Here is a 17,451-nt window from a genome sequence, read left to right as displayed (position 1 = left end):
GTAAAGCGTAATCCGCTTTTGGCCGCCGTCAGCCCGTTCATGATATTCATCCTATTTTGCTCCTTGTCATGATGGTTGAACAATTACATCTCCATGCGTGCCCCATAGACTTCTTTGAATTCCCACAGATTTTTTTGGTATGGGGTAGATACATCCAGTTTGACGAAGGTGGACTGACTGACAAAACAAGCCATCGCCTCATGGATTAAGCGGCAGAAGCGGTACATCTCCCCCGGATTAGCGTAACAATCAGGGTTCAGGGTCAGTGACAACAAATGTCCCCGAATGGGATTGCCCAGTTTCATCCGGTCAATCAGGTTTTCCTCCACCTGCATAATGCCGTCGATATGCCGCTGAATATGGCGGCTCAGGGGGCGGTTAAATTCGGCATAATAGTTAAACAGACGGAGGAAGTGCTGCATCCCTTTGGTGGTAAACAGCAAAACCGGCGGGCTGGCGAGGCAGGAAAGCAGTGGCCAGCCGGAATTATCCTGCAACTTCGGCGGGGAATTGGGAGTGACTGGCATAATATTGTGCACACTGAGATGCGAAGGTGAACCCTCCTGCATCACACTGATGCTGCCTTGCGCCAGTGCCATGGCGGGTTCATGATAGCCTGTAAAATCGCAGGCGATCGCGAGTTCAGGCAGGTTGCGAGCCGGTTTGCCTGTCAGGTCAAAAAAATGCAACCGGTGTTGAGTGCGATCCAGCAAATCACGCTCGGTGCGGAGCTGGTAGTAGAAATAATCCTGCTCTTCCCCGGCCAACAGTTCCGCTGCGGGCGTAAATTGCGCTATTGGCAGATAGTGGTAAGGCGTGCCCCGTAGCTCATCATCATCAGGCTGTTGCACCACCTGGACGTCATGCAGCCGGAACAATTTCATCGAATCGCCCAGCGGCAAGGGATAACAGTGGTTTTCGGCATCCAGTAGGACAGGCGGGCTGAGCCGTTTTTCCAGATGAATGGCCGGCACACAGCCCAGCATAAAAGCATCTTCGACATCATCCAGCGGCAGTTCGCCTTCAAAACGAAAAATCAGTTCAAAAGTCCCGTCTGCATTGAGCGAAATTTCCTTGCAATCACGGCTGATATCCAGCGTGACAAAATTATACAGGTGCGGCAGTGCATAATATTCAATCAGCGCTTGCAGGCCGGTATAAGTGCCCTTTTTCATTGGCAGGATGGGCTTATCCAGCAGGTCATGCCAGCCATAAGGAAAACAGTTCAGTTTACGTTGCTCGCCCTGTGCGCTGACACTCATCTCACAGAGATGCTGGTCAAGCCACAGGCTGAGCTGTGCTGCTTGTTCAGTATCCGTGCCAAGGAAAAAAGAGAGCGATCCGCAGTTCCAGACCGAAGAAGTACTTCCCGTCTGGCACAGGGTCAGGATAATTTCACTGTGCGTGCCGGTTTTTTTCACCGTGCGATCCCGCACCACTAAAGGCTCAATATGCAGCGGGCGGCAGGTTTTGAACGTGAGTAATTGCTCCTCCGCCTGCGCAGAAACAGCGGTGTTTCTGGGAATATCCGCCGCGCCCTGATGTTCGGCATCAGTGGGAAAAAATTGCATGACTGTGGCCGGCGGAACAGGGCACAGCACTAACGGCCAGATACGGGATAAAATACCGTGGGTAATTTCGGGGAAATCATCCTCCAGCTTATCCCGTAAGCGGGAAATCAGCAGAGAAAATGCTTCGAAAAGGCGTTGAATATCGGGATCATGAGCTGTTGCCAGAAAGTCCGTTAAATGGGGTGATTCTTTTGCCACGCGCTGAGCCAGCTCCCGCAGGTAAGCACGCTCTTGTAGATACAGCGATTCCTTGTTGTTTATCATTCTTTTTACTTTTTTATGTTAGATTTTTTTATCTGCCAGGTTAACTTATTGTACACATACATCAATAAAATTAATTAACTAATTAGATGGAATTTTCACCTGATTTTGGCGGAATATGGAGAAATTAGCAGAGTATGAGCGAGAATTCAGGCAAAAATAAGGATGGTAGGCTCGGTCAACGGTTTGACTCCTCTATGCCTAACCGTTAATATCTTTTTCTACAACAATGATCCATCGCCTGTCAGGATCGCCTTAGGGTGGCGAAATAAAACTCCCGTAGCCTGAAAGGGAGAGCAAGTATTGCGGTACGTCTGCGCACCTTTGGAAGCAGATATTGTCAGACATAAACCCCTTGTCTAACGATGAAGGTTTTTTAAACTAAAAATACTCCAGAAGGGTGTTTTTATGCTGTCAACTAAGCGCATTGAACATTGAATCATGCACTTCATGTCAGACCACAAAATTATTCTTACACACCACATTCATACTTCTACGATCTCTGTTTGAAATATTCAGCAGATAACTTTTCTGCATCCAAATAATTAACCCATGACTGCTGTTTGACACTTCACTTTGCGGCGTTTGCTGTGCCTGTTGGCATTTCAACGTTCGCACGATTGTTGCTGACTGTTTGCGGACTTAAGGCGTCACTTTTTGCCGGTTTATCGCTGAAAGTGACGCCGCAGCAAAAGGATAACCTGACAATGACAGGATCACGCCTGCTTAACCACACAGTGAATCTGACACTGCATTTTATAGATTGGAAAATCATCAAAAGGAGAACCTGACGATATCGAGGCTGGCTTTTAGCCGGTGGGGATGACCTGTTAATACAGGCGGCAGTACCGCGTACTCAACCGATACCCCGCAATACCTCAACACGCGTTCACTCTGGCGCACAGATATTCGTCAGGGGCAAAGTTGGAATTTCCTGCTTTGTCCGTACTGTCGCGCGCCAGAGATCGCATGTTGAAAGGTTAAGTAAGGAGAAGCCGATGAGTCGATTGATTAAGGAATTAAAGTTTTTTGCTCGTCAAGGTGGTGGCAGCCATAAAACCTGCCATGACCGCATTCGGATTGCGGGTCGTTTAGGCGCGTTGTTATTGAGTCTGAATATTCAGGTTAAAAGCCTCAGCCATTTAAAAACCAAGCACGTAGAGCATTATGTTGATGTCCGTTTATCGCAGGGTGTTGCCAAGCGAACTATGCAAAATGAAATGTCCGCGCTGCGCAATATTTTCCGCATGGCAGGTAGGGAGAAACTGGAAACTTCTTCACGTTTGAGTAATCAGGCATTGGGATTAAGTGGAGCCAGTCGTGAGGGAACAAAGCAGGCGATCCCTGATGCCACGTTTCAGGTTGTTTATCAGAAAGCCCTTGAACGGGACGCCGGATTTGCAGCCACACTGAAACTTGCCCGTTTGATGGGGCTGCGTTCTCAGGAAGCGGTGCAGTGTAGAGCTTCATTGAAAAGCTGGCGAAAGCAATTGGAGCAACCAGAGCCAAAATTGCATGTTGTTTTCAGTACAAAAGGCGGCCGACCAAGGCAAACTCGTGTATTGGATGTCGCGGCGGTGAAAGAGGCTATAGAACAGGCCATTGCTGTTGCGGAGCAACGCGGCGGCAAGTTGATCGATAAGCCGGATCTCAGACAGGCCATGAACTACTGGCGGACACATACCACAAGGATTGGGTTAAAGGGCTGCCACTCTCCCCACAGTTTGCGTTATGCGTGGGCGCAGGATGCACTGGTGTTTTACCAACAAAATGGATTTAGTCGTCAGGAGGCAAGAGCATTGGTTTCAATGGATTTGGGACACGGAGATGGTCGCGGGCGTTATATTGAACGGGTTTATAGTCGTTCAACTTAGCAGTTCAGTTATTGAGTTAGATAAAACAATCAGTTAAAGTATTCCCGCCACTAGCAAAATCTAGTGGTGAGGTTTCGCAGCCTCGAAATATGGTGTCCCACTGGTAGGATGTTTCTACCAGTGCGTCTGCTATCACCTTTTCAATGGTGATTCAGGCGGGGGAGGCTTCGGCCTCGCCGGTTGGACACCACCGGTACTGCGAACCCTGTCTGAATCGCCACCATCAATATTAATTAATGGAAGGGGTAGCAGGAATGAATAACAACTATGTTCAAAAAAATGACTGGCATCAGGCCGATATTATTGCTGCATTACGTAAACGTGGAACAACCTTAGCAGCGGTTTCTCGTGAAGCTGGACTCAGTTCATCAACATTAGCAAACGCATTCAGCAGACCTTGGCCGAAAGGTGAATGGATTATTGCAAATTATCTTGGCATACATCCTTCAGAAATCTGGCCTAGCCGGTATTTTGATTCTTATACTGGAGAATTATTAGAAAGGAAAGCCCGTTCTAAGCCACAGGAATAACCGACTTTAATTTGTGATCGACTTCGTGAAAATGATAATTTTTAATATGAAGCCCTGAGTGTGGAATGGCATCCTAATTTATCTTAGTGTGATTACAGAGGGGGCTTTATCGTTTCACTATACCTGCTCTTGGTTAAATGACTCAATCTAAGATCATCACAATGAGATTGCAAGTGATGATCTTGCCGCTGGATTAATATTATTAATTACCAAAGTGAAGGATTTTTCTAAAATTTTCTTCTATTTTGTTTTCAACAAATTCAGGTTCACAATTCCATATTTTAGAAATGCCAACAATCGCTTTATCCACGTCCCAAGGTAATAGATGTTTTCCGTAAAAGGTTGCAAAAGGCCCATCTGTTTCAGTTAATATTCTATCATTTGGAATTAATTCAATTATATTTCTCCCTTTTTTTGAACTCAACATTGCTGGCCCAACTGAAAACCAAGCACCTATATCAATAGCTTTCTTAAGTTCTTCTTTTGTTCCTGTAAACCAATGAAATATAGGAATACCATCAATACATTTCAATTCATCTACAACTTTTTCAGCACTTCCTCTTGAATGTATTGACATAATTCTGCCCCCCTGGCTATGCACTTTTTTTAATATGTGCCTAAATACGTTTAGCTGGATGCCTGCATGCTTTTTATAATCACTACCTCCATCAAGACCAATTTCACCAACATATCTTACTTGAGGCAGCAATATATCAAAAATTCCTAACTCATCATATCTTAAATGAGCTAATTCAGGGTGAAGACCCAATGCAGTTTTAATTCTTTTAAAACCAGCAACAAGTCTATTACTGCCAATATAAGCTTTTGGTGTTGTTGTGATAGAAAGGACATAAAGCCCTTTCTTATTGCATTCACTAATAATACTTTTTGGATCGTTGTATAGATCCAAATGACAATGCATATCAAGCTTCAAATTATCCGTTCCTTTTTCAAGAAATCTTCGACTTCTTTCAATCCATCAGAAAATACTTTCTCATATTTATCAATATCATTGCTCTTTAGTCTACCTGATTTTAAAACCCATGCTTTTAAATTTTTCTTTTTAGAATTTTCTATAGCCATCAAAATTGAAATCACATCATCACGGCCATCTTGTTTGTTTTTTACGAAATCTCGTAAGGTAGGATATAAACCATGATGATATAAAATCGCTTCATTCACATTCCCTTTTAACAAAGAAGCTCGCCTTATCATACAAGGAACACAATATCCACACTGTTGGTGTTTTCTTTTCCAGTGACTACACGAAACTGTGGAATCAACAATTTTATGTAATGTTGTCGAATCTTTGCATTCATTAACCATTTGCCCTTTTGTTTTGAATTGATAAGGGTTGAGCAATTTCATATTAAAGCCAATATTATTGAAGATTTCTTGTATCATTTTTATAAAATATGGATGTGTAGTTCTTGTACTCAATGAACCAATTCTACGATTTGTCAATGGTGCATTCAAAGAGATAAAGCCATTTTCAGGAATATATATTGGCATATTAACATTATGATTAACCTTCATTACTGCATCAGCTCCTACCGCCGCAAATGCTAAGAAATTCAGGCTACGCGTTCTCATAGTAATATCTCTAGGCATTCCTCTTCCGATAGGGTTTGCGCTTGAGGAAAATCTTGAAAATTTCCCTTTTCCTTTAATACCAATTGCTATTTGATCTTGCTTTTTTTTATCCCCTTTATATGAATGACTTATTAACAATGGCTTCTTACCTGATGCTAAAAGATCAATCACGCCAATTGCGCTATCCAACCCTCCCGAAAATAACGAAATGCAATCTAATCCTTTTAAATTTATTAACCTGCGCCCATTAACCGCCTCAAATGGCATAGGTGGCTTTTGTCCATCACTTTTAAAATCGAAATTCCAAATATCTCCACTCAAAAACTGCAAGGATTTTTCTAGTAATTCTTTGTTTTTAATCCATAAAATTGGATTTATAACACGAACAGATAGATTTATATTTCTAGTCCAACCATCAAAACAATCATCTCGAACTATAAAAGTATCTGCTGCCGTTACTGCAAGTGATATTGTTAAGAAATCCATAATTTCATCAGATATTTTTACTCCCAATCTTTTCATTGAGTCATAAACAGGTTTTCCTATTGTTGCTATATCATCTCTGGGTTTTATTCCATTTTTTAAAGTCACACCATCACGAGAATAAATCTGAACCGAAACAGTATTTTCATCAGATGGTGGCAATCGACTATAATCATGATCTATATAAATATTCATTCTTGATAACCTTCCCATTCATCCCAAACTTCAGTAATAACATTTTTTTGAATTTCAATAATATTTTCTTTTGAAAAAGATTTTATGTTTTTATTTAATTTTGGCTCCATGTAATTATCGACTGTTGCACTTATTAATTCGTGTAAATCATTTTCCGCTTTTTGCAGTGCTTTTGCTGACTGAGCATTATTCCACGCTTTTCCCGCATCCATAGTAATTTGGATAAAAATACTATCTGCTAAATAGCAAATCATTGTTTCAATAAGTACGTCGTCTGTAATATCCATCGGATCGAATGTAGCTTTGCCATCCAAAGCTTCGACCAATGCATCGTTCATTGCTATCTGTATTTTATCTGCATCTTCAGTTCCCTCTGAAAGAGCATGTGCTATTTTTGCTATAGCAGCATCGCACGAAAGCCCATTAAGACTATTAAGATCGATTATTGGATTGTTCTTTGAATCATTTACAACGCCACTATTTAATAATTCAAATAATCCACCACCAGCTCCAACAATATTACCAAGACGCGCATTAGCCGATTCTGCGCCCCCTGTTACTTGTCTTGAATAACGGCCAAGAGCACCTTTTAGAGCAGCACTATCTCTATTTTTGGCGAACCTACCAAATAGTGTTCTAAATCCGCCTAAATTTTTGTTTTCGCCATTTTGGTTTTGATCTGCCCAAGGTGGAACAAGCCCTTTGCCATTTTTTGGTCCTTTACTTGACTGCGATGTTCCCATTATGTCTCCTTATTTATACCATGTTTTATCTTTGATAAGTGCATTCATCCAATATGGTTGTACATTGATACCGCTTATAAATCTTTTAAGAATTTTTGCTGCTTCGATATTATTATCTGCCACCAAAACCGCTCCAGCAAAACCATTAGGTTGATTACTCCACTCAGTCATACTTCGAAGATGCTCGATCAATCCTTCCATAACAGGTATGAATTCATCCTTCGATATATCCTTTAATACTTTTATTGCTGCTTGAGAACTTTTTCTCTTTGTCGAAATTAATACGCTTAATGCGTCTCTTGCTTTTGGTGATAGACCGATAACATAATGTCCTGCAGGCATTGTTTCGCGGGATAAATATACTGCAGCACGCAAATCTTTATCACTTAACTTCGGTTCGAGTTCTAACCAATTTAAAATAAACTCACTTGTAGTTTCGTCTTTTTTCCATGCAGCAGGAACTGTGTTAGGAAGTTCTTCTAAGCTCTTATTTTCTAAATCATCAAATATTTTTTTAAAGTTTTTATTGGTGTCTATCATAGAATACAATGCATTAGCTGCTTCTTCACCTGCACATCTTTCGAATATCACTAACTTTGTAATAACATTTTCATCCAATGATATCTTTCTTCTCTTAGCTATATTAGATCTCATTTTAACTATATTGAGTAGTCTTTTGACGATCCTAGGATTACCATGTATTATTGGTGATGTTGCAAATATAGGTGCAATTCTATCAACTTGATCATATGTTCTGGCTAATTCTAGATTGTTTTCTCCCTTTAAAATTTTGAGTGCATCTTCCTTCTTCATTGGATCCTCATGCCATGATTCTTGAAGTGACTGCTCCAAAGCAATCCTAAGATCTTCAACCAAGTTATCATCTATCCCTGCATTAACCGCATGAAGCAGAAAGAGATACGACCTTATTTCCAAAAGCCCAGTTCTAGGCACTCTAATAGGAATTTGTATTAATTTATCTAAGTAATCTATATGATGTCTTGCAGATGTTCCTTTAAAATATTCTGATACAGAAGTTCGTATCATATCTTCATCAGCAGCGATGACGAATGCTGTATTAGGCAAAAACAAAAATAGTCTCATTGCTTCTAATGTTTGAATTGCATTATTGGGCAAGCAACGATCAATATTATCGATAAAAACAATAAGATTTTTATTCAAATCATTCAGTATTCCGCTATATTCCTCTCTGAATAAATTTATCTGCTGTGGTGGTGTCAATACTTCCTTATCCTTAATCAATCCGCTTTTTACAATTTCATTTCCCACGACAACTGCGTTTTTATAGCTATCTTCATTAACACCGTTGTTAATTATATTTTTGATTGCACCTAAACTGCGTGAAACCATCCCTCCAGTCGGAATACCATGAGCTAAAGCAATGCCTTCTATAGTCAAACCTAATGCTCTGACTTTATCTACTCTATTGAATAAATTGAAAGTTCTTTCAAAAATACATTGATTTCCTTGAGCTGCTTCATTTAGCTTTGTTGCAATCACCTCTAATAACGCAGCTCTTGCATCATCATATCCCTGGTAAAGCCAGGCATCAAAATTTACTACTAGAATATTCTCGCCACCTTCTTCATTTATTTGTTTTTCAATTATTTTTAGTAATGAGGACTTTCCTGCTCCCCAGTTCCCGAAGATACCTATAGATACTGGAAGCATATTTCTAGAATTTAATATATCTACGGCTAAACTTGAAACCTCGCCAAAGTTTAAATAATCAATACTCGATTCTATATCCGACCACATATTCCCATACCTTTTGTTATGATTTACTTTGTTTATTATATATTATGTTGTTATTTCCACTTTGAATAATTAACAGATAAGTTAATTGCCATTTGAATTTTCACATGTTGGAGGATATTTTTCTGAAGACAGCAGCATATTGTGTAACTTAAGCGCATTAGTCGCAATCTGCACCAACAATGAATCTTGAAAAGTTGAGAATTACTGCCTTTACTCTTATTTTAGTATTTAATCCTTATGCAAAATATGAGATAACTCTCATGCTTGATACTAACAACTCCATTATCAAATACCAACACGGTTTACTGAATCTGGTTAAAAACATGGATAATGTCTCGAAAGACTGCCAGATTATGAGCATATTACGGGATATCATTATCAGGAATTGCTCATAGAAGGCGGCTGGATGCCTTGATAAATAAAGGTTATCGTATCCCAGCTTGAATTTAATCAAAAAATTCATTTATTTTTATCTAAAAAATAACAAACTAGGCCATTAAATAAAACGCAAAATTAGTTAGATATGTGAACTCAGGGAGTAAAATTGTTTGGGGGCACTATTAGGGGCATAAAAACAATACGTAAAAATAAATTTAGTATATTCAGTAAGTTATGCTTATTTACTAGTCCCGCCCTGGCACCAAATAAAACTTTCTGCTAAAACAGTAAGTTAGAGTCAGAAAGAGCCACCTTCACGGTGGCTTTTTTCTTTGATGAAAATCACGTTTCACTATTCGTTCACTATATCCTTTCACTATATTTCTTGACCTCCTGTTTACTTCTTTTGCCCACCTACGACCGGGACAATATTCACTTTTCTATCATATCTTGCCGTCTGGGTAATATTTTTATGCCCGGTGATTTGTTGTTTTTCGGAAAGTGGCCCTTCGAGATCGGAGACGCCTTTTGCTTTCAGATCATGGAACGTGAAATTAAAATCTAAGTCCGGAAAAGTCTCTTTTGCCAGCAACTTTGCTTTTCTCCAACGGCTGTTAAAGCCGTCTCGGGTATAGCGCGAACCCTTACGTTGATGGAGTACATAAATACTGCTGACCCCTTTATCAAGGGGCAAAGCATTTTTACTCATGACAACGACATTATCTAATCGTTCTGTCCATGCCTTGATCTGTGCAACCCCTGTTTTACCTTGTTTAATAAAAATTCCTTCTTCATATACCTGCGCGTAGGTCAGTGACAGAATATCGGCCTGTCGCGTGCAACACAGATACGCCAATTCCATCGCAATTTGAACTACCGGCGGCGAGATAGAATAGAGAGCGTTATACTCATCGTCGGTAATGTACCTGTCTCGTGGAATTTCTTTGAACTGCCGTACACCCTGACAGGGGTTACCGCTGACTATTCCGCGTTCATATCCCCAGTTAAATACACGGGACAAAAAGTTTTTCTCTCTGTTAGGTTGTGTCTTGGCTTTTAATCCGCGTTTATCCATGTATTTGCGAATATGCTGCGGTTTAATATTATCAGGCAGCATGTTTCCAAAAACGGGCAATAACTTATTGGCGTACTTCCGGTAGTCTTTTTTGGTTTCTGTGCCTAACGCTGAGAAATCAGGCGAGAGAAAAAACGCCTTAATAAGACCGTTTAACGTCTCGTCATTTTTCTGAGCAGCGAGCAATTTCTCATAGGCAACCCAAACTTCCGCCTGAGTCGCAGAAAAATTACATAAACGCACTGTCCGGCTGTCATAGGTTTGGAATTCATACGCAGAGCGACCCCGCCGAACGCGCGGGGGCATCCAATTATCTGCGGGGTTCTTGCGTTGTCTACCCATTAGTCTAATGCTCCGAAGTTAGGCTCTTGAGGGACGGGGGCATAGTTTATCAGCCGCTGTGATAGGGGATTGTTAAAATGATCCCATGTAGTTCGGGGTCTTCCGTCCCGACGGGTAATAAAAAATATACCGGCTTCCTTAAGTATTTCACATTGCTTGGACGGGATTTTAAAGCCTGTGAGTTCGGCTATATCTGCGTCACTAATGATGCCGATTTTTGCATCCATATTGACCTCGATTAGTTATTAACCGTAGGGGTTGAACATTACCGTTACATGAACGATATCGAATAAATTAGGTTGCGGATTGTTACTGTATTCACCTCTTCTTCATAGCCTCTAATAAAATGTCCTGAACTTCGCGCTTAGAATTGCGCCGCTCCATAACAAGATCATCCATCGTGCCATTAGCAATAATGTGATGAACAAAAACGGGGCGGACGTGCCCGGCTTGTGTCTGTCGGGTGGGGCCTATACGTTCAATGATTTGCTGGTACTGCTCTAAGTCCCACCAGTGGGAGAAAAACACCAGAATGTTGCCGCCGTCCTGTAGGTTCAGGCCGTGGCCTGCGCTGGCAGGATGGGCGAACATCACGGGGACCTTTCCGGCATTCCAGTCGCGCAGGGTTTGTGGATCAGCATCAAGGTGTCTGCCTTTGGGAAACGCTTTCAATAACCGCTCTAAATCGTGCTTCCAGTGATAGGCGACGAGCACCGGCATTCCGCCAGCTTCAGCAATAATACTGTCGAGTGCCTGTAACTTGGCATCATGCAGTTCCTGCCAAGTGCCGTTCTCGTCGATATAGAGTGCACCGCTGGCGATTTGCAGACATTTAACCGTTTTGGCCGCTGCGTTCAGCGCTTCCACGCCGATGCTACCCAGCTCAACGAACATCTCTTTTTCCATCGCCTGATATTGATGGCGAACCGTGGACGGCAGATCGACACAGATAACGTTATGGATAGGCTCTTCAATGTCGAACCAATCCGCAGCATCAAGGGCGATGGTCACATCATTTAAGGCTGTCTGCATTTGTTCCTGAGCAAACGGCCACGGCTCTAATTTCACCCATTGCTGCCCCGGAAAGCGGATGCTATTAAACCAGCGCGAAGTAAAGGCGTTGTACGTCCGGCCTAGTCGCTCTCCCTGATCAACAAACCACGCTTGCCCCCACAAATCAACCAAGCCATTGGGGGAGGGTGTACCGGTGAGATTGACCCAACGGCGTACATGTTTATGGGCGACCTTTGCCAGTGCTGCGGCTCGTTTACCTCCTTTACGTAACCGGAATGATTTTAGCCGTGTACTCTCATCGGCAATGACGGTGCCGAACGGCCATTTATTTCCCAGTGTTTCGACCAGCCAGACGAGGTTGTCATAGTTGGTAGTAAAGACACTGGCGTTGGTATTTTTGAGCGCGTCCATACGCTCTTTTACACTGCCTACTATGGGCTGAACTTCGATATTGTGCAGATGATCCCATTTAACCGCCTCGTCCGGCCAAGTGGAACGAGCCACACGCAACGGGGCTAAAACCAGTGTTGGTTGTGTCTCACTGCCTGCCATGTATAAATATTCGAGTGTAGTGAGTGTTGCTACGCTTTTGCCCATACCCATTCCTGCCCAGACATTACAACGGGACATATCGAGTTCGTGATTGATGATCAGGTTTTGGTAGGGGCGGGGGGTGAATGGCTTCATATGATGCCCTTAGCATACGCGAGCGATAATATTCCCCGCGCTCGTCATTTTGAGTTTAATTGTCATTCCATCTTCTGGGAGTTGTACATAATAGAAACCGTTTTGCTCTTTGTCGGCTTTTTTTATAAAATCGTTAACTACATATAATACAGTATTAATATTTACATCCTCGGGTGTTTCAATTATTATTTTCATTCTGATTTCCTTATTTTATAAATGGAGTTTTGGGTTTTTATATAACCATCGGCTTTGTAGGTTTCAGCATTAGTTACCAGAGATGTGATTATTTCGACACCATCTGCAAAACGTTCACGGCTGTCATTAAATACTCTGCCATATGCGATAGCTATAACTTTACCGTCATCATTATTACCCTGTACGAAATCGGTTAATTCTAATTCTGCGGTATATTCTGTAGGTTTATTAATAATCACCGCTAACGACGGTTCTTCATTATATTTATTGTTCATAAATGTTTCCCTTATTTGATTTTCTTAACTGGAAAATTGCACCCAATCATTTGATGAAATACCCACGGAGCGAATCGACCTAAACCTATTCCGCTCCATTCGCTGAAATTCCAAACCTGTAACCAAGCCCAACGCCATAAATAAAAACGGCGTAGATTGTTCATTACTATTTTCTCCAATTAAAATTTACCCATCATAACAACCGCACGGCATGTCGTGGTCAATATCGTCTATGCCGTAGCCATTAGGGTTTTGTAAGAATTCGCCCCAGTTCCAGCGTCGGCCTAGCCCTTTTATTTGTTTCAGGTCGGCGGACTGTTCCATTGCTAACGCTTTTTCTACTAATTCAGGATGGTCTTGCTGAAGGCGCAAAAGCTCCGGTTTTTTCGTATAGGGGCAGCACCAGCACGAGCTTTTACCCGGTCGGGGGAGTCCTGCGCGCTGAATGACCTCTATGCATGTGTCTCTGTCCCACCCCCAATCATACAACGGGTATTCGTATTGAAACTTCTTGGACAGAACGGCATCATTAGCCAGACTGCGACGTGCATTTAATACCCTTTGTTCTTCATCAAAATCGTAACCGACCAACATAATGACTTTTTCACCTCGTGCCCAAGCTGCCTTGCACAGCGGATGGTTATTCCATTCTTTTTCTTGCGGTTCGATTTTGAATTTTTGACTACAGTTTTTAAAACCATAAGCCACGGTAGGTAACATATTTCGCTCCCGATAATAGGTATACAAATCTTTTTCTTCATATACCCAATCGGCCTTAGTTCTACCTTGACGAAATACTTTTTTACAAACGGTAATTTGCGGCCCACCATTTGCAATTAACCAATTATTTATTACGGAGAGATACGCGTAGGTGTGAGGTTTTTCGCAACCGGTGTCAGCGAATGTTATTAAATCCGGCATTAAACCTATTTCTAATAACCCAATTAATAACGCAACTGAATTCGTACCCCCCCCATATGACATAGCGATCATTGTATTATTCTCTCTTATAAAATGTCATCCAGTGTGTATACCCGCGTTTGCCTGACGGATGACCAATAACAGGTTTAATATCTATTAGCTTCAAAATCTCGCTGGTCTTTATTTGGGTTTCGTTCCATTTAAAAATTAAAATTCCTTGAGTACGCAATACCCTGAATGCTTCTTTAAATCCTTGTGCTAAATCATCACGCCAAGTATCAGGAGATAGTGCGCCATATTTCTTTCTTTGCCAGCCATTCTTTCCTGCACGAATTAAATGGGGTGGGTCAAATACCACTACATTAAATGATTCACTCTCAAATGGCAGGTTTCTAAAATCGGCGATTAAATCGGGGTTAATATCTAATTTTCTGCCATCACATAAAATATGTTGCTCTCTGCGAATGTCACAAAATAAAACATCAGGATTGAATTTGTCGAAATAAAACATTCGGGAGCCGCAACACATATCTAATATGGGTTTATTCAATAATCCCCCTACATTCTTATTATCCAAAACCACAACCTCACAGCCTAACGCGCGTAATTTTTCATGCTCCCGTAACTGGTCAGGACGGGGTGTCTCGCCCGGTGCTTTGCATTCAACAAAAACTATGCGCCCGCCGGATAATACACAAATTCGGTCAGGGACAGAACGGCGGCCGGGGGAAACAAATTTATAGGCAATGCCACCTGCCTTTTTCACTTCATTGACTAAATGTTTTTCGATCACGTCTTCACGTATTTTCATTTAATTTATCCCTGTGGTATTGCTTTAAACAAAATTCGGAGCGAATTTCTGCCCATTCGATATTTAATGCGTTGCGGGAATGGCGAGCAGCTTTATTCCAGACTTTCGACGCCCGTAAATAATCGCCCTCGCGTTCAATTTGCGCAGCCTCGCGCGCAGTCCGAAAATATAACGGGCTGTCTCGGTATTTAAATGACATAGGGGTATCTCAGTGACGAGGGTAATTACAGCTTTCAGAAAAAGCTAAGGCTAGTGGCGATGGGTCATTAGGATGTGAAATATGGTCAGTGTGATAGACTTTTTTTCGGTAGACGACTGAATAACCGTCCTGTTTAATAAGCAGTAATTTCCCAGTGACTGTGCGACTGTTGTATGAACGTCCATCGCGTGTGGTCGTTATGGTAAAGCAGCATTTATCATCAATAGCAATGGGCTTCGGTTCTCCATAATAGCCATCGCATTTTTTACAGCGTTCCATAATTATTAATCCTTTCTATATCGATACGCCTCAAACCCACCGGCATTCAGAGGTAAATCCGGTGCCCAGTTGGGATTTGTTGCGAGCAATGAACTTAAGTGTTCAGGTGAGTATTCAGGGGTGTCAGGGGCTTCACTGATAATTTCGTCATGCACCGTCAATACAATGGCATAGCCTGCTTCTTCTATGCGCGGCATATTACCCGCCAATACATCACGGGCCGCAGCTTGCGTGATATTTTCGACCAGTTTCCCCCCGTAGGTTTTGAGCCGTTGCCATTTTCGGTTGTAGGGATTGGTACCCATGTAACTGATCTGCCCATCATTGACACGAGGAGAGGGGTAACAAACAGCACGCCCTGACGGTAAAACCACACGGAGCCAAGCGCCATCGCGACGAACCCGTAACTTACGGCAAAGAAGGGTAGTGTTGGGTGAGGCGATGGCTCTTTTTACAGCTTCTTCCAGCTCATACCAGAACGTCACGGTTGCCGTATGAGCATGGCGCCACATCCTTTTGAGTGAATCGCAGGTAATAAACACCCGTTCGCTCAGTCCATATGTGTTTTTCTGTTTGACCGATTCCGTATACCAGCGCATAGCATTTCGCTGAACAGAGGCCGGAATGTTAGGTAAAGCAGCATCGGCGAGTTCATCTAAATCAAGGGCATAGGTGAGGGCAAAGGTAACAAAAGCAGCGACACCGCCCCCGTACCCTAAGCCCAGTTCCATTACTTTGCCGATTTGCCGTTGGTCTTTTGTCACTTCCTCCGGCTCGATGTTGAACGCGCGTGCATAGGCCAGTTTGTAGAGGTCGGGGCCTATGCCGTTGTCATACTCGCTAAACGCTTTCAGTTTCCAGTGCTCACCGGCCAGCCAAGCGAGCATTCGACCTTCAATATTGGACAAGTCAGTAATAACCAGCTTTTTACCTTCCGGTGCGATGATAACGCCACGTATGGCGGAACTGGTTAACTCCATGATGTTATCGAACAATAGATCGGCGCAGTCCGCTTTAAGGGCTTCAATACCTACATCAATAGTATTCTGATTTAGAGTAGCCCTAGGGAGATTTTGGGGCTGGAATAGACGTCCCGCCCAACGTCCTGTGCGGGATGCACCGCAAAATTGCAAAGTTCCCCGTAACCGACCGTCCGCGCTAATTCCGTTCATTAGCGCCTTGTATTTACTGGTGCTAGTAGTACTGGCCTGTAACCGGATGGTCAGTAATTCCCGTAGCGCAATAGGTAAGTCAGGATCGGCAATACGCCTTTCCAGTGTGCTTTTTTGCATATCGGGCAGTTCTACCCCGAAAGCTATGGTGATGTGCCGTAACATGGCATCGCGCTGAGTCGCTGCCTGTACATCACCATCGGTCAGCTTCTGTGTACGTTTTGCCAGTCGTTTTTGTTCCTGTTCAACGGCATCAACGGCGGATTTTGCCAGTTCAATATCCATGTACACACCGCGATCATTAATTTGCTGGTCACGGTGCCACAATGCCAATTCATTGCCCTGATAATTCCATTTGGGCAGGCGCTTATGTACCTCGCGCATAGCTTCAATATCCAGCCCCGCGTAGGCAACGAATCTCTGCCATTCTTCAGGGTGGGTTTTGCTGGTAGCTCGTCGAAGCGCGGAATTTTTAGGGCGAGGCTTACAAAATAACTGAATTAGCGCTTTACCCTCTTTATCTTTGGCCTTATCTGCTGGAATACCTAATACCTCACATAACGCACCCAGCCCCCCCGGTAAACCATGCGTCAGTGCCTGCACCATCGTGTCACGCCAGCGGGAGATACTCAAAGGCAGTGTTGGCATATCATGGCGCAAAACGGTACGGTCGAAGTGGCTGTTATGGGCGAATAGAATAACGGTAGGATCGAGTAGAATTGTATGTAATTCGGCGGGCATGGGGGCACCGCTGGTAATGTCCCATACCTGAACCGGGTTATTGTTGAGCGCCCACGCAAATAGCATAATTTCGGCATGTTCGGCGTAGGCGTGAGTACCATTCTTGATCGGTATCTCGCTGTAGGTTTCGAGATCGAGCCAGAGTTTATCCATTACCCGTACCTGTTGGTAGCCCGATTAAGTTATTAAGTGCTTCACGGCGAACGCAGGGCACGAGCATACTTTGATTAACATTCAGCCAAAGAAAACTTGGGCGCGGTAATCATCACACCAGCTGGCTTTTTTAAGCTTATTTCTTTGGCTTGGTGCCCCGCAATCACATTGCTTGACCAT

At 42.8% G+C, this 17,451-nt stretch carries 19 protein-coding genes; 4 read left to right on the top strand and 15 right to left on the bottom strand.

What is annotated here, in order from left to right; all coding sequences use genetic code 11:
• Window positions 1-83 precede the first annotated feature (83 nt).
• A complete protein-coding gene (gene tssF / locus AACQ81_RS16945; RefSeq protein ID WP_237388011.1) occupies window positions 84-1,835 on the bottom strand; it encodes a type VI secretion system baseplate subunit TssF in 1,752 nt (583 codons plus the stop codon).
• A gap of 560 nt (window positions 1,836-2,395) precedes the next feature.
• Between tssF and AACQ81_RS16940 the strand changes: the two genes are divergently transcribed.
• The 3 genes from AACQ81_RS16940 (at window position 2,396) to AACQ81_RS16930 (ending at window position 4,236) form a co-directional block, all read left to right on the top strand.
• The gene (locus AACQ81_RS16940; protein WP_237388010.1) at window positions 2,396-2,623 is read left to right on the top strand and encodes a hypothetical protein; all 228 of its coding nucleotides are present in this window, start codon (window positions 2,396-2,398) and stop codon (window positions 2,621-2,623) included.
• 207 nt (window positions 2,624-2,830) lie between these two features.
• Window positions 2,831-3,706, top strand: coding sequence for an integrase domain-containing protein (locus AACQ81_RS16935; protein ID WP_237388009.1), 876 nt, complete (start codon window positions 2,831-2,833; stop codon window positions 3,704-3,706).
• A gap of 254 nt (window positions 3,707-3,960) precedes the next feature.
• Complete coding sequence (locus tag AACQ81_RS16930; RefSeq protein WP_237388008.1) at window positions 3,961-4,236, top strand: helix-turn-helix domain-containing protein; 276 nt, start codon at window positions 3,961-3,963, stop codon at window positions 4,234-4,236.
• Between the two features lie 202 nt (window positions 4,237-4,438).
• Here AACQ81_RS16930 and qatD read toward each other — a convergent pair whose 3' ends face one another.
• The 6 genes from qatD to AACQ81_RS16900 form a co-directional block, all read right to left on the bottom strand.
• The gene (gene qatD / locus AACQ81_RS16925; protein WP_237388007.1) at window positions 4,439-5,170 is read right to left on the bottom strand and encodes a Qat anti-phage system TatD family nuclease QatD; all 732 of its coding nucleotides are present in this window, start codon (window positions 5,168-5,170) and stop codon (window positions 4,439-4,441) included.
• Entirely contained in the window at window positions 5,167-6,507 is a 1,341-nt protein-coding gene (gene qatC / locus AACQ81_RS16920; RefSeq protein WP_237388006.1) for a Qat anti-phage system QueC-like protein QatC, read from the bottom strand. Before qatC ends, qatD begins: the two co-directional genes overlap by 4 nt.
• Window positions 6,504-7,250 (bottom strand): hypothetical protein, encoded by a 747-nt coding sequence (locus AACQ81_RS16915; RefSeq protein WP_237388005.1) that lies wholly within the window; start codon window positions 7,248-7,250, stop codon window positions 6,504-6,506. The genes qatC and AACQ81_RS16915 overlap by 4 nt, the downstream gene beginning before the upstream one ends.
• Window positions 7,251-7,259: 9 nt before the next feature.
• Window positions 7,260-9,029, bottom strand: coding sequence for a KAP family P-loop NTPase fold protein (locus AACQ81_RS16910; protein WP_237388004.1), 1,770 nt, complete (start codon window positions 9,027-9,029; stop codon window positions 7,260-7,262).
• Between the two features lie 775 nt (window positions 9,030-9,804).
• The gene (locus AACQ81_RS16905) at window positions 9,805-10,824 is read right to left on the bottom strand and encodes a tyrosine-type recombinase/integrase (protein WP_237388003.1); all 1,020 of its coding nucleotides are present in this window, start codon (window positions 10,822-10,824) and stop codon (window positions 9,805-9,807) included.
• Complete coding sequence (locus AACQ81_RS16900; RefSeq protein ID WP_336885685.1) at window positions 10,824-10,970, bottom strand: DUF4224 domain-containing protein; 147 nt, start codon at window positions 10,968-10,970, stop codon at window positions 10,824-10,826. The genes AACQ81_RS16905 and AACQ81_RS16900 overlap by 1 nt, the downstream gene beginning before the upstream one ends.
• On the opposite strand from AACQ81_RS16900, the gene AACQ81_RS16895 reads away from it, so the two are divergent.
• Window positions 10,902-11,066 (top strand): hypothetical protein, encoded by a 165-nt coding sequence (locus tag AACQ81_RS16895; protein ID WP_336885686.1) that lies wholly within the window; start codon window positions 10,902-10,904, stop codon window positions 11,064-11,066. The genes AACQ81_RS16900 and AACQ81_RS16895 overlap by 69 nt on opposite strands.
• Window positions 11,067-11,142: 76 nt before the next feature.
• Here the strand turns inward: AACQ81_RS16895 and AACQ81_RS16890 are convergent, their stop codons facing one another.
• The 8 genes from AACQ81_RS16890 to AACQ81_RS16855 all read right to left on the bottom strand — a co-directional run bounded on the left by AACQ81_RS16890 (window position 11,143) and on the right by AACQ81_RS16855 (window position 17,271).
• On the bottom strand, window positions 11,143-12,525 hold the full coding sequence (locus tag AACQ81_RS16890) for an SNF2-related protein (RefSeq protein WP_237388001.1): 1,383 nt from the start codon (window positions 12,523-12,525) through the stop codon (window positions 11,143-11,145).
• 9 nt (window positions 12,526-12,534) lie between these two features.
• Window positions 12,535-12,720, bottom strand: coding sequence for a hypothetical protein (locus AACQ81_RS16885; protein WP_237388000.1), 186 nt, complete (start codon window positions 12,718-12,720; stop codon window positions 12,535-12,537).
• The gene (locus AACQ81_RS16880; protein ID WP_237387999.1) at window positions 12,717-12,995 is read right to left on the bottom strand and encodes a hypothetical protein; all 279 of its coding nucleotides are present in this window, start codon (window positions 12,993-12,995) and stop codon (window positions 12,717-12,719) included. Before AACQ81_RS16880 ends, AACQ81_RS16885 begins: the two co-directional genes overlap by 4 nt.
• 11 nt (window positions 12,996-13,006) lie before the next feature.
• On the bottom strand, window positions 13,007-13,159 hold the full coding sequence (locus AACQ81_RS16875; RefSeq protein WP_237387998.1) for a hypothetical protein: 153 nt from the start codon (window positions 13,157-13,159) through the stop codon (window positions 13,007-13,009).
• Window positions 13,160-13,181: 22 nt separating this feature from the next.
• Entirely contained in the window at window positions 13,182-13,979 is a 798-nt protein-coding gene (locus tag AACQ81_RS16870; RefSeq protein ID WP_237387997.1) for a phosphoadenosine phosphosulfate reductase, read from the bottom strand.
• Window positions 13,980-13,992: 13 nt separating this feature from the next.
• Window positions 13,993-14,727: a hypothetical protein gene (locus AACQ81_RS16865; protein WP_336885684.1), complete on the bottom strand. Its 735-nt coding sequence runs from the start codon at window positions 14,725-14,727 to the stop codon at window positions 13,993-13,995.
• A complete protein-coding gene (locus AACQ81_RS16860) occupies window positions 14,714-14,926 on the bottom strand; it encodes an ANR family transcriptional regulator (RefSeq protein ID WP_237387996.1) in 213 nt (70 codons plus the stop codon). The genes AACQ81_RS16865 and AACQ81_RS16860 overlap by 14 nt, the downstream gene beginning before the upstream one ends.
• A 284-nt stretch (window positions 14,927-15,210) precedes the next feature.
• The gene (locus AACQ81_RS16855) at window positions 15,211-17,271 is read right to left on the bottom strand and encodes a DNA polymerase (protein WP_237387995.1); all 2,061 of its coding nucleotides are present in this window, start codon (window positions 17,269-17,271) and stop codon (window positions 15,211-15,213) included.
• Window positions 17,272-17,451 lie beyond the last annotated feature (180 nt).

Origin of the sequence: Xenorhabdus sp. Sc-CR9 (genome assembly GCF_963897815.1) — a bacterium.
Classification (GTDB): domain Bacteria; phylum Pseudomonadota; class Gammaproteobacteria; order Enterobacterales; family Enterobacteriaceae; genus Xenorhabdus.
The sequence above is the reverse complement of the archived record's forward strand: the minus strand, read 5'-3'. Positions and strand labels throughout refer to the sequence as shown.

Bases quoted from the DNA above. Each gene is read 5' to 3' on its own strand.
- tssF (WP_237388011.1), bottom strand. From the start codon at position 1,835: ATGATAAACAACAAGGAATCGCTGTATCTACAAGAGCGTGCTTACCTG.
- AACQ81_RS16935 (WP_237388009.1), top strand. From the start codon at position 2,831: ATGAGTCGATTGATTAAGGAATTAAAGTTTTTTGCTCGTCAAGGTGGT.
- AACQ81_RS16930 (WP_237388008.1), top strand. From the start codon at position 3,961: ATGAATAACAACTATGTTCAAAAAAATGACTGGCATCAGGCCGATATT.
- qatC (WP_237388006.1), bottom strand. From the start codon at position 6,507: ATGAATATTTATATAGATCATGATTATAGTCGATTGCCACCATCTGAT.
- AACQ81_RS16915 (WP_237388005.1), bottom strand. From the start codon at position 7,250: ATGGGAACATCGCAGTCAAGTAAAGGACCAAAAAATGGCAAAGGGCTT.
- AACQ81_RS16910 (WP_237388004.1), bottom strand. From the start codon at position 9,029: ATGTGGTCGGATATAGAATCGAGTATTGATTATTTAAACTTTGGCGAG.
- AACQ81_RS16905 (WP_237388003.1), bottom strand. From the start codon at position 10,824: ATGGGTAGACAACGCAAGAACCCCGCAGATAATTGGATGCCCCCGCGC.
- AACQ81_RS16895 (WP_336885686.1), top strand. From the start codon at position 10,902: ATGATCCCATGTAGTTCGGGGTCTTCCGTCCCGACGGGTAATAAAAAA.
- AACQ81_RS16890 (WP_237388001.1), bottom strand. From the start codon at position 12,525: ATGAAGCCATTCACCCCCCGCCCCTACCAAAACCTGATCATCAATCAC.
- AACQ81_RS16885 (WP_237388000.1), bottom strand. From the start codon at position 12,720: ATGAAAATAATAATTGAAACACCCGAGGATGTAAATATTAATACTGTA.
- AACQ81_RS16880 (WP_237387999.1), bottom strand. From the start codon at position 12,995: ATGAACAATAAATATAATGAAGAACCGTCGTTAGCGGTGATTATTAAT.
- AACQ81_RS16875 (WP_237387998.1), bottom strand. From the start codon at position 13,159: ATGAACAATCTACGCCGTTTTTATTTATGGCGTTGGGCTTGGTTACAG.
- AACQ81_RS16870 (WP_237387997.1), bottom strand. From the start codon at position 13,979: ATGTCATATGGGGGGGGTACGAATTCAGTTGCGTTATTAATTGGGTTA.
- AACQ81_RS16865 (WP_336885684.1), bottom strand. From the start codon at position 14,727: ATGAAAATACGTGAAGACGTGATCGAAAAACATTTAGTCAATGAAGTG.
- AACQ81_RS16860 (WP_237387996.1), bottom strand. From the start codon at position 14,926: ATGTCATTTAAATACCGAGACAGCCCGTTATATTTTCGGACTGCGCGC.
- AACQ81_RS16855 (WP_237387995.1), bottom strand. From the start codon at position 17,271: ATGGATAAACTCTGGCTCGATCTCGAAACCTACAGCGAGATACCGATC.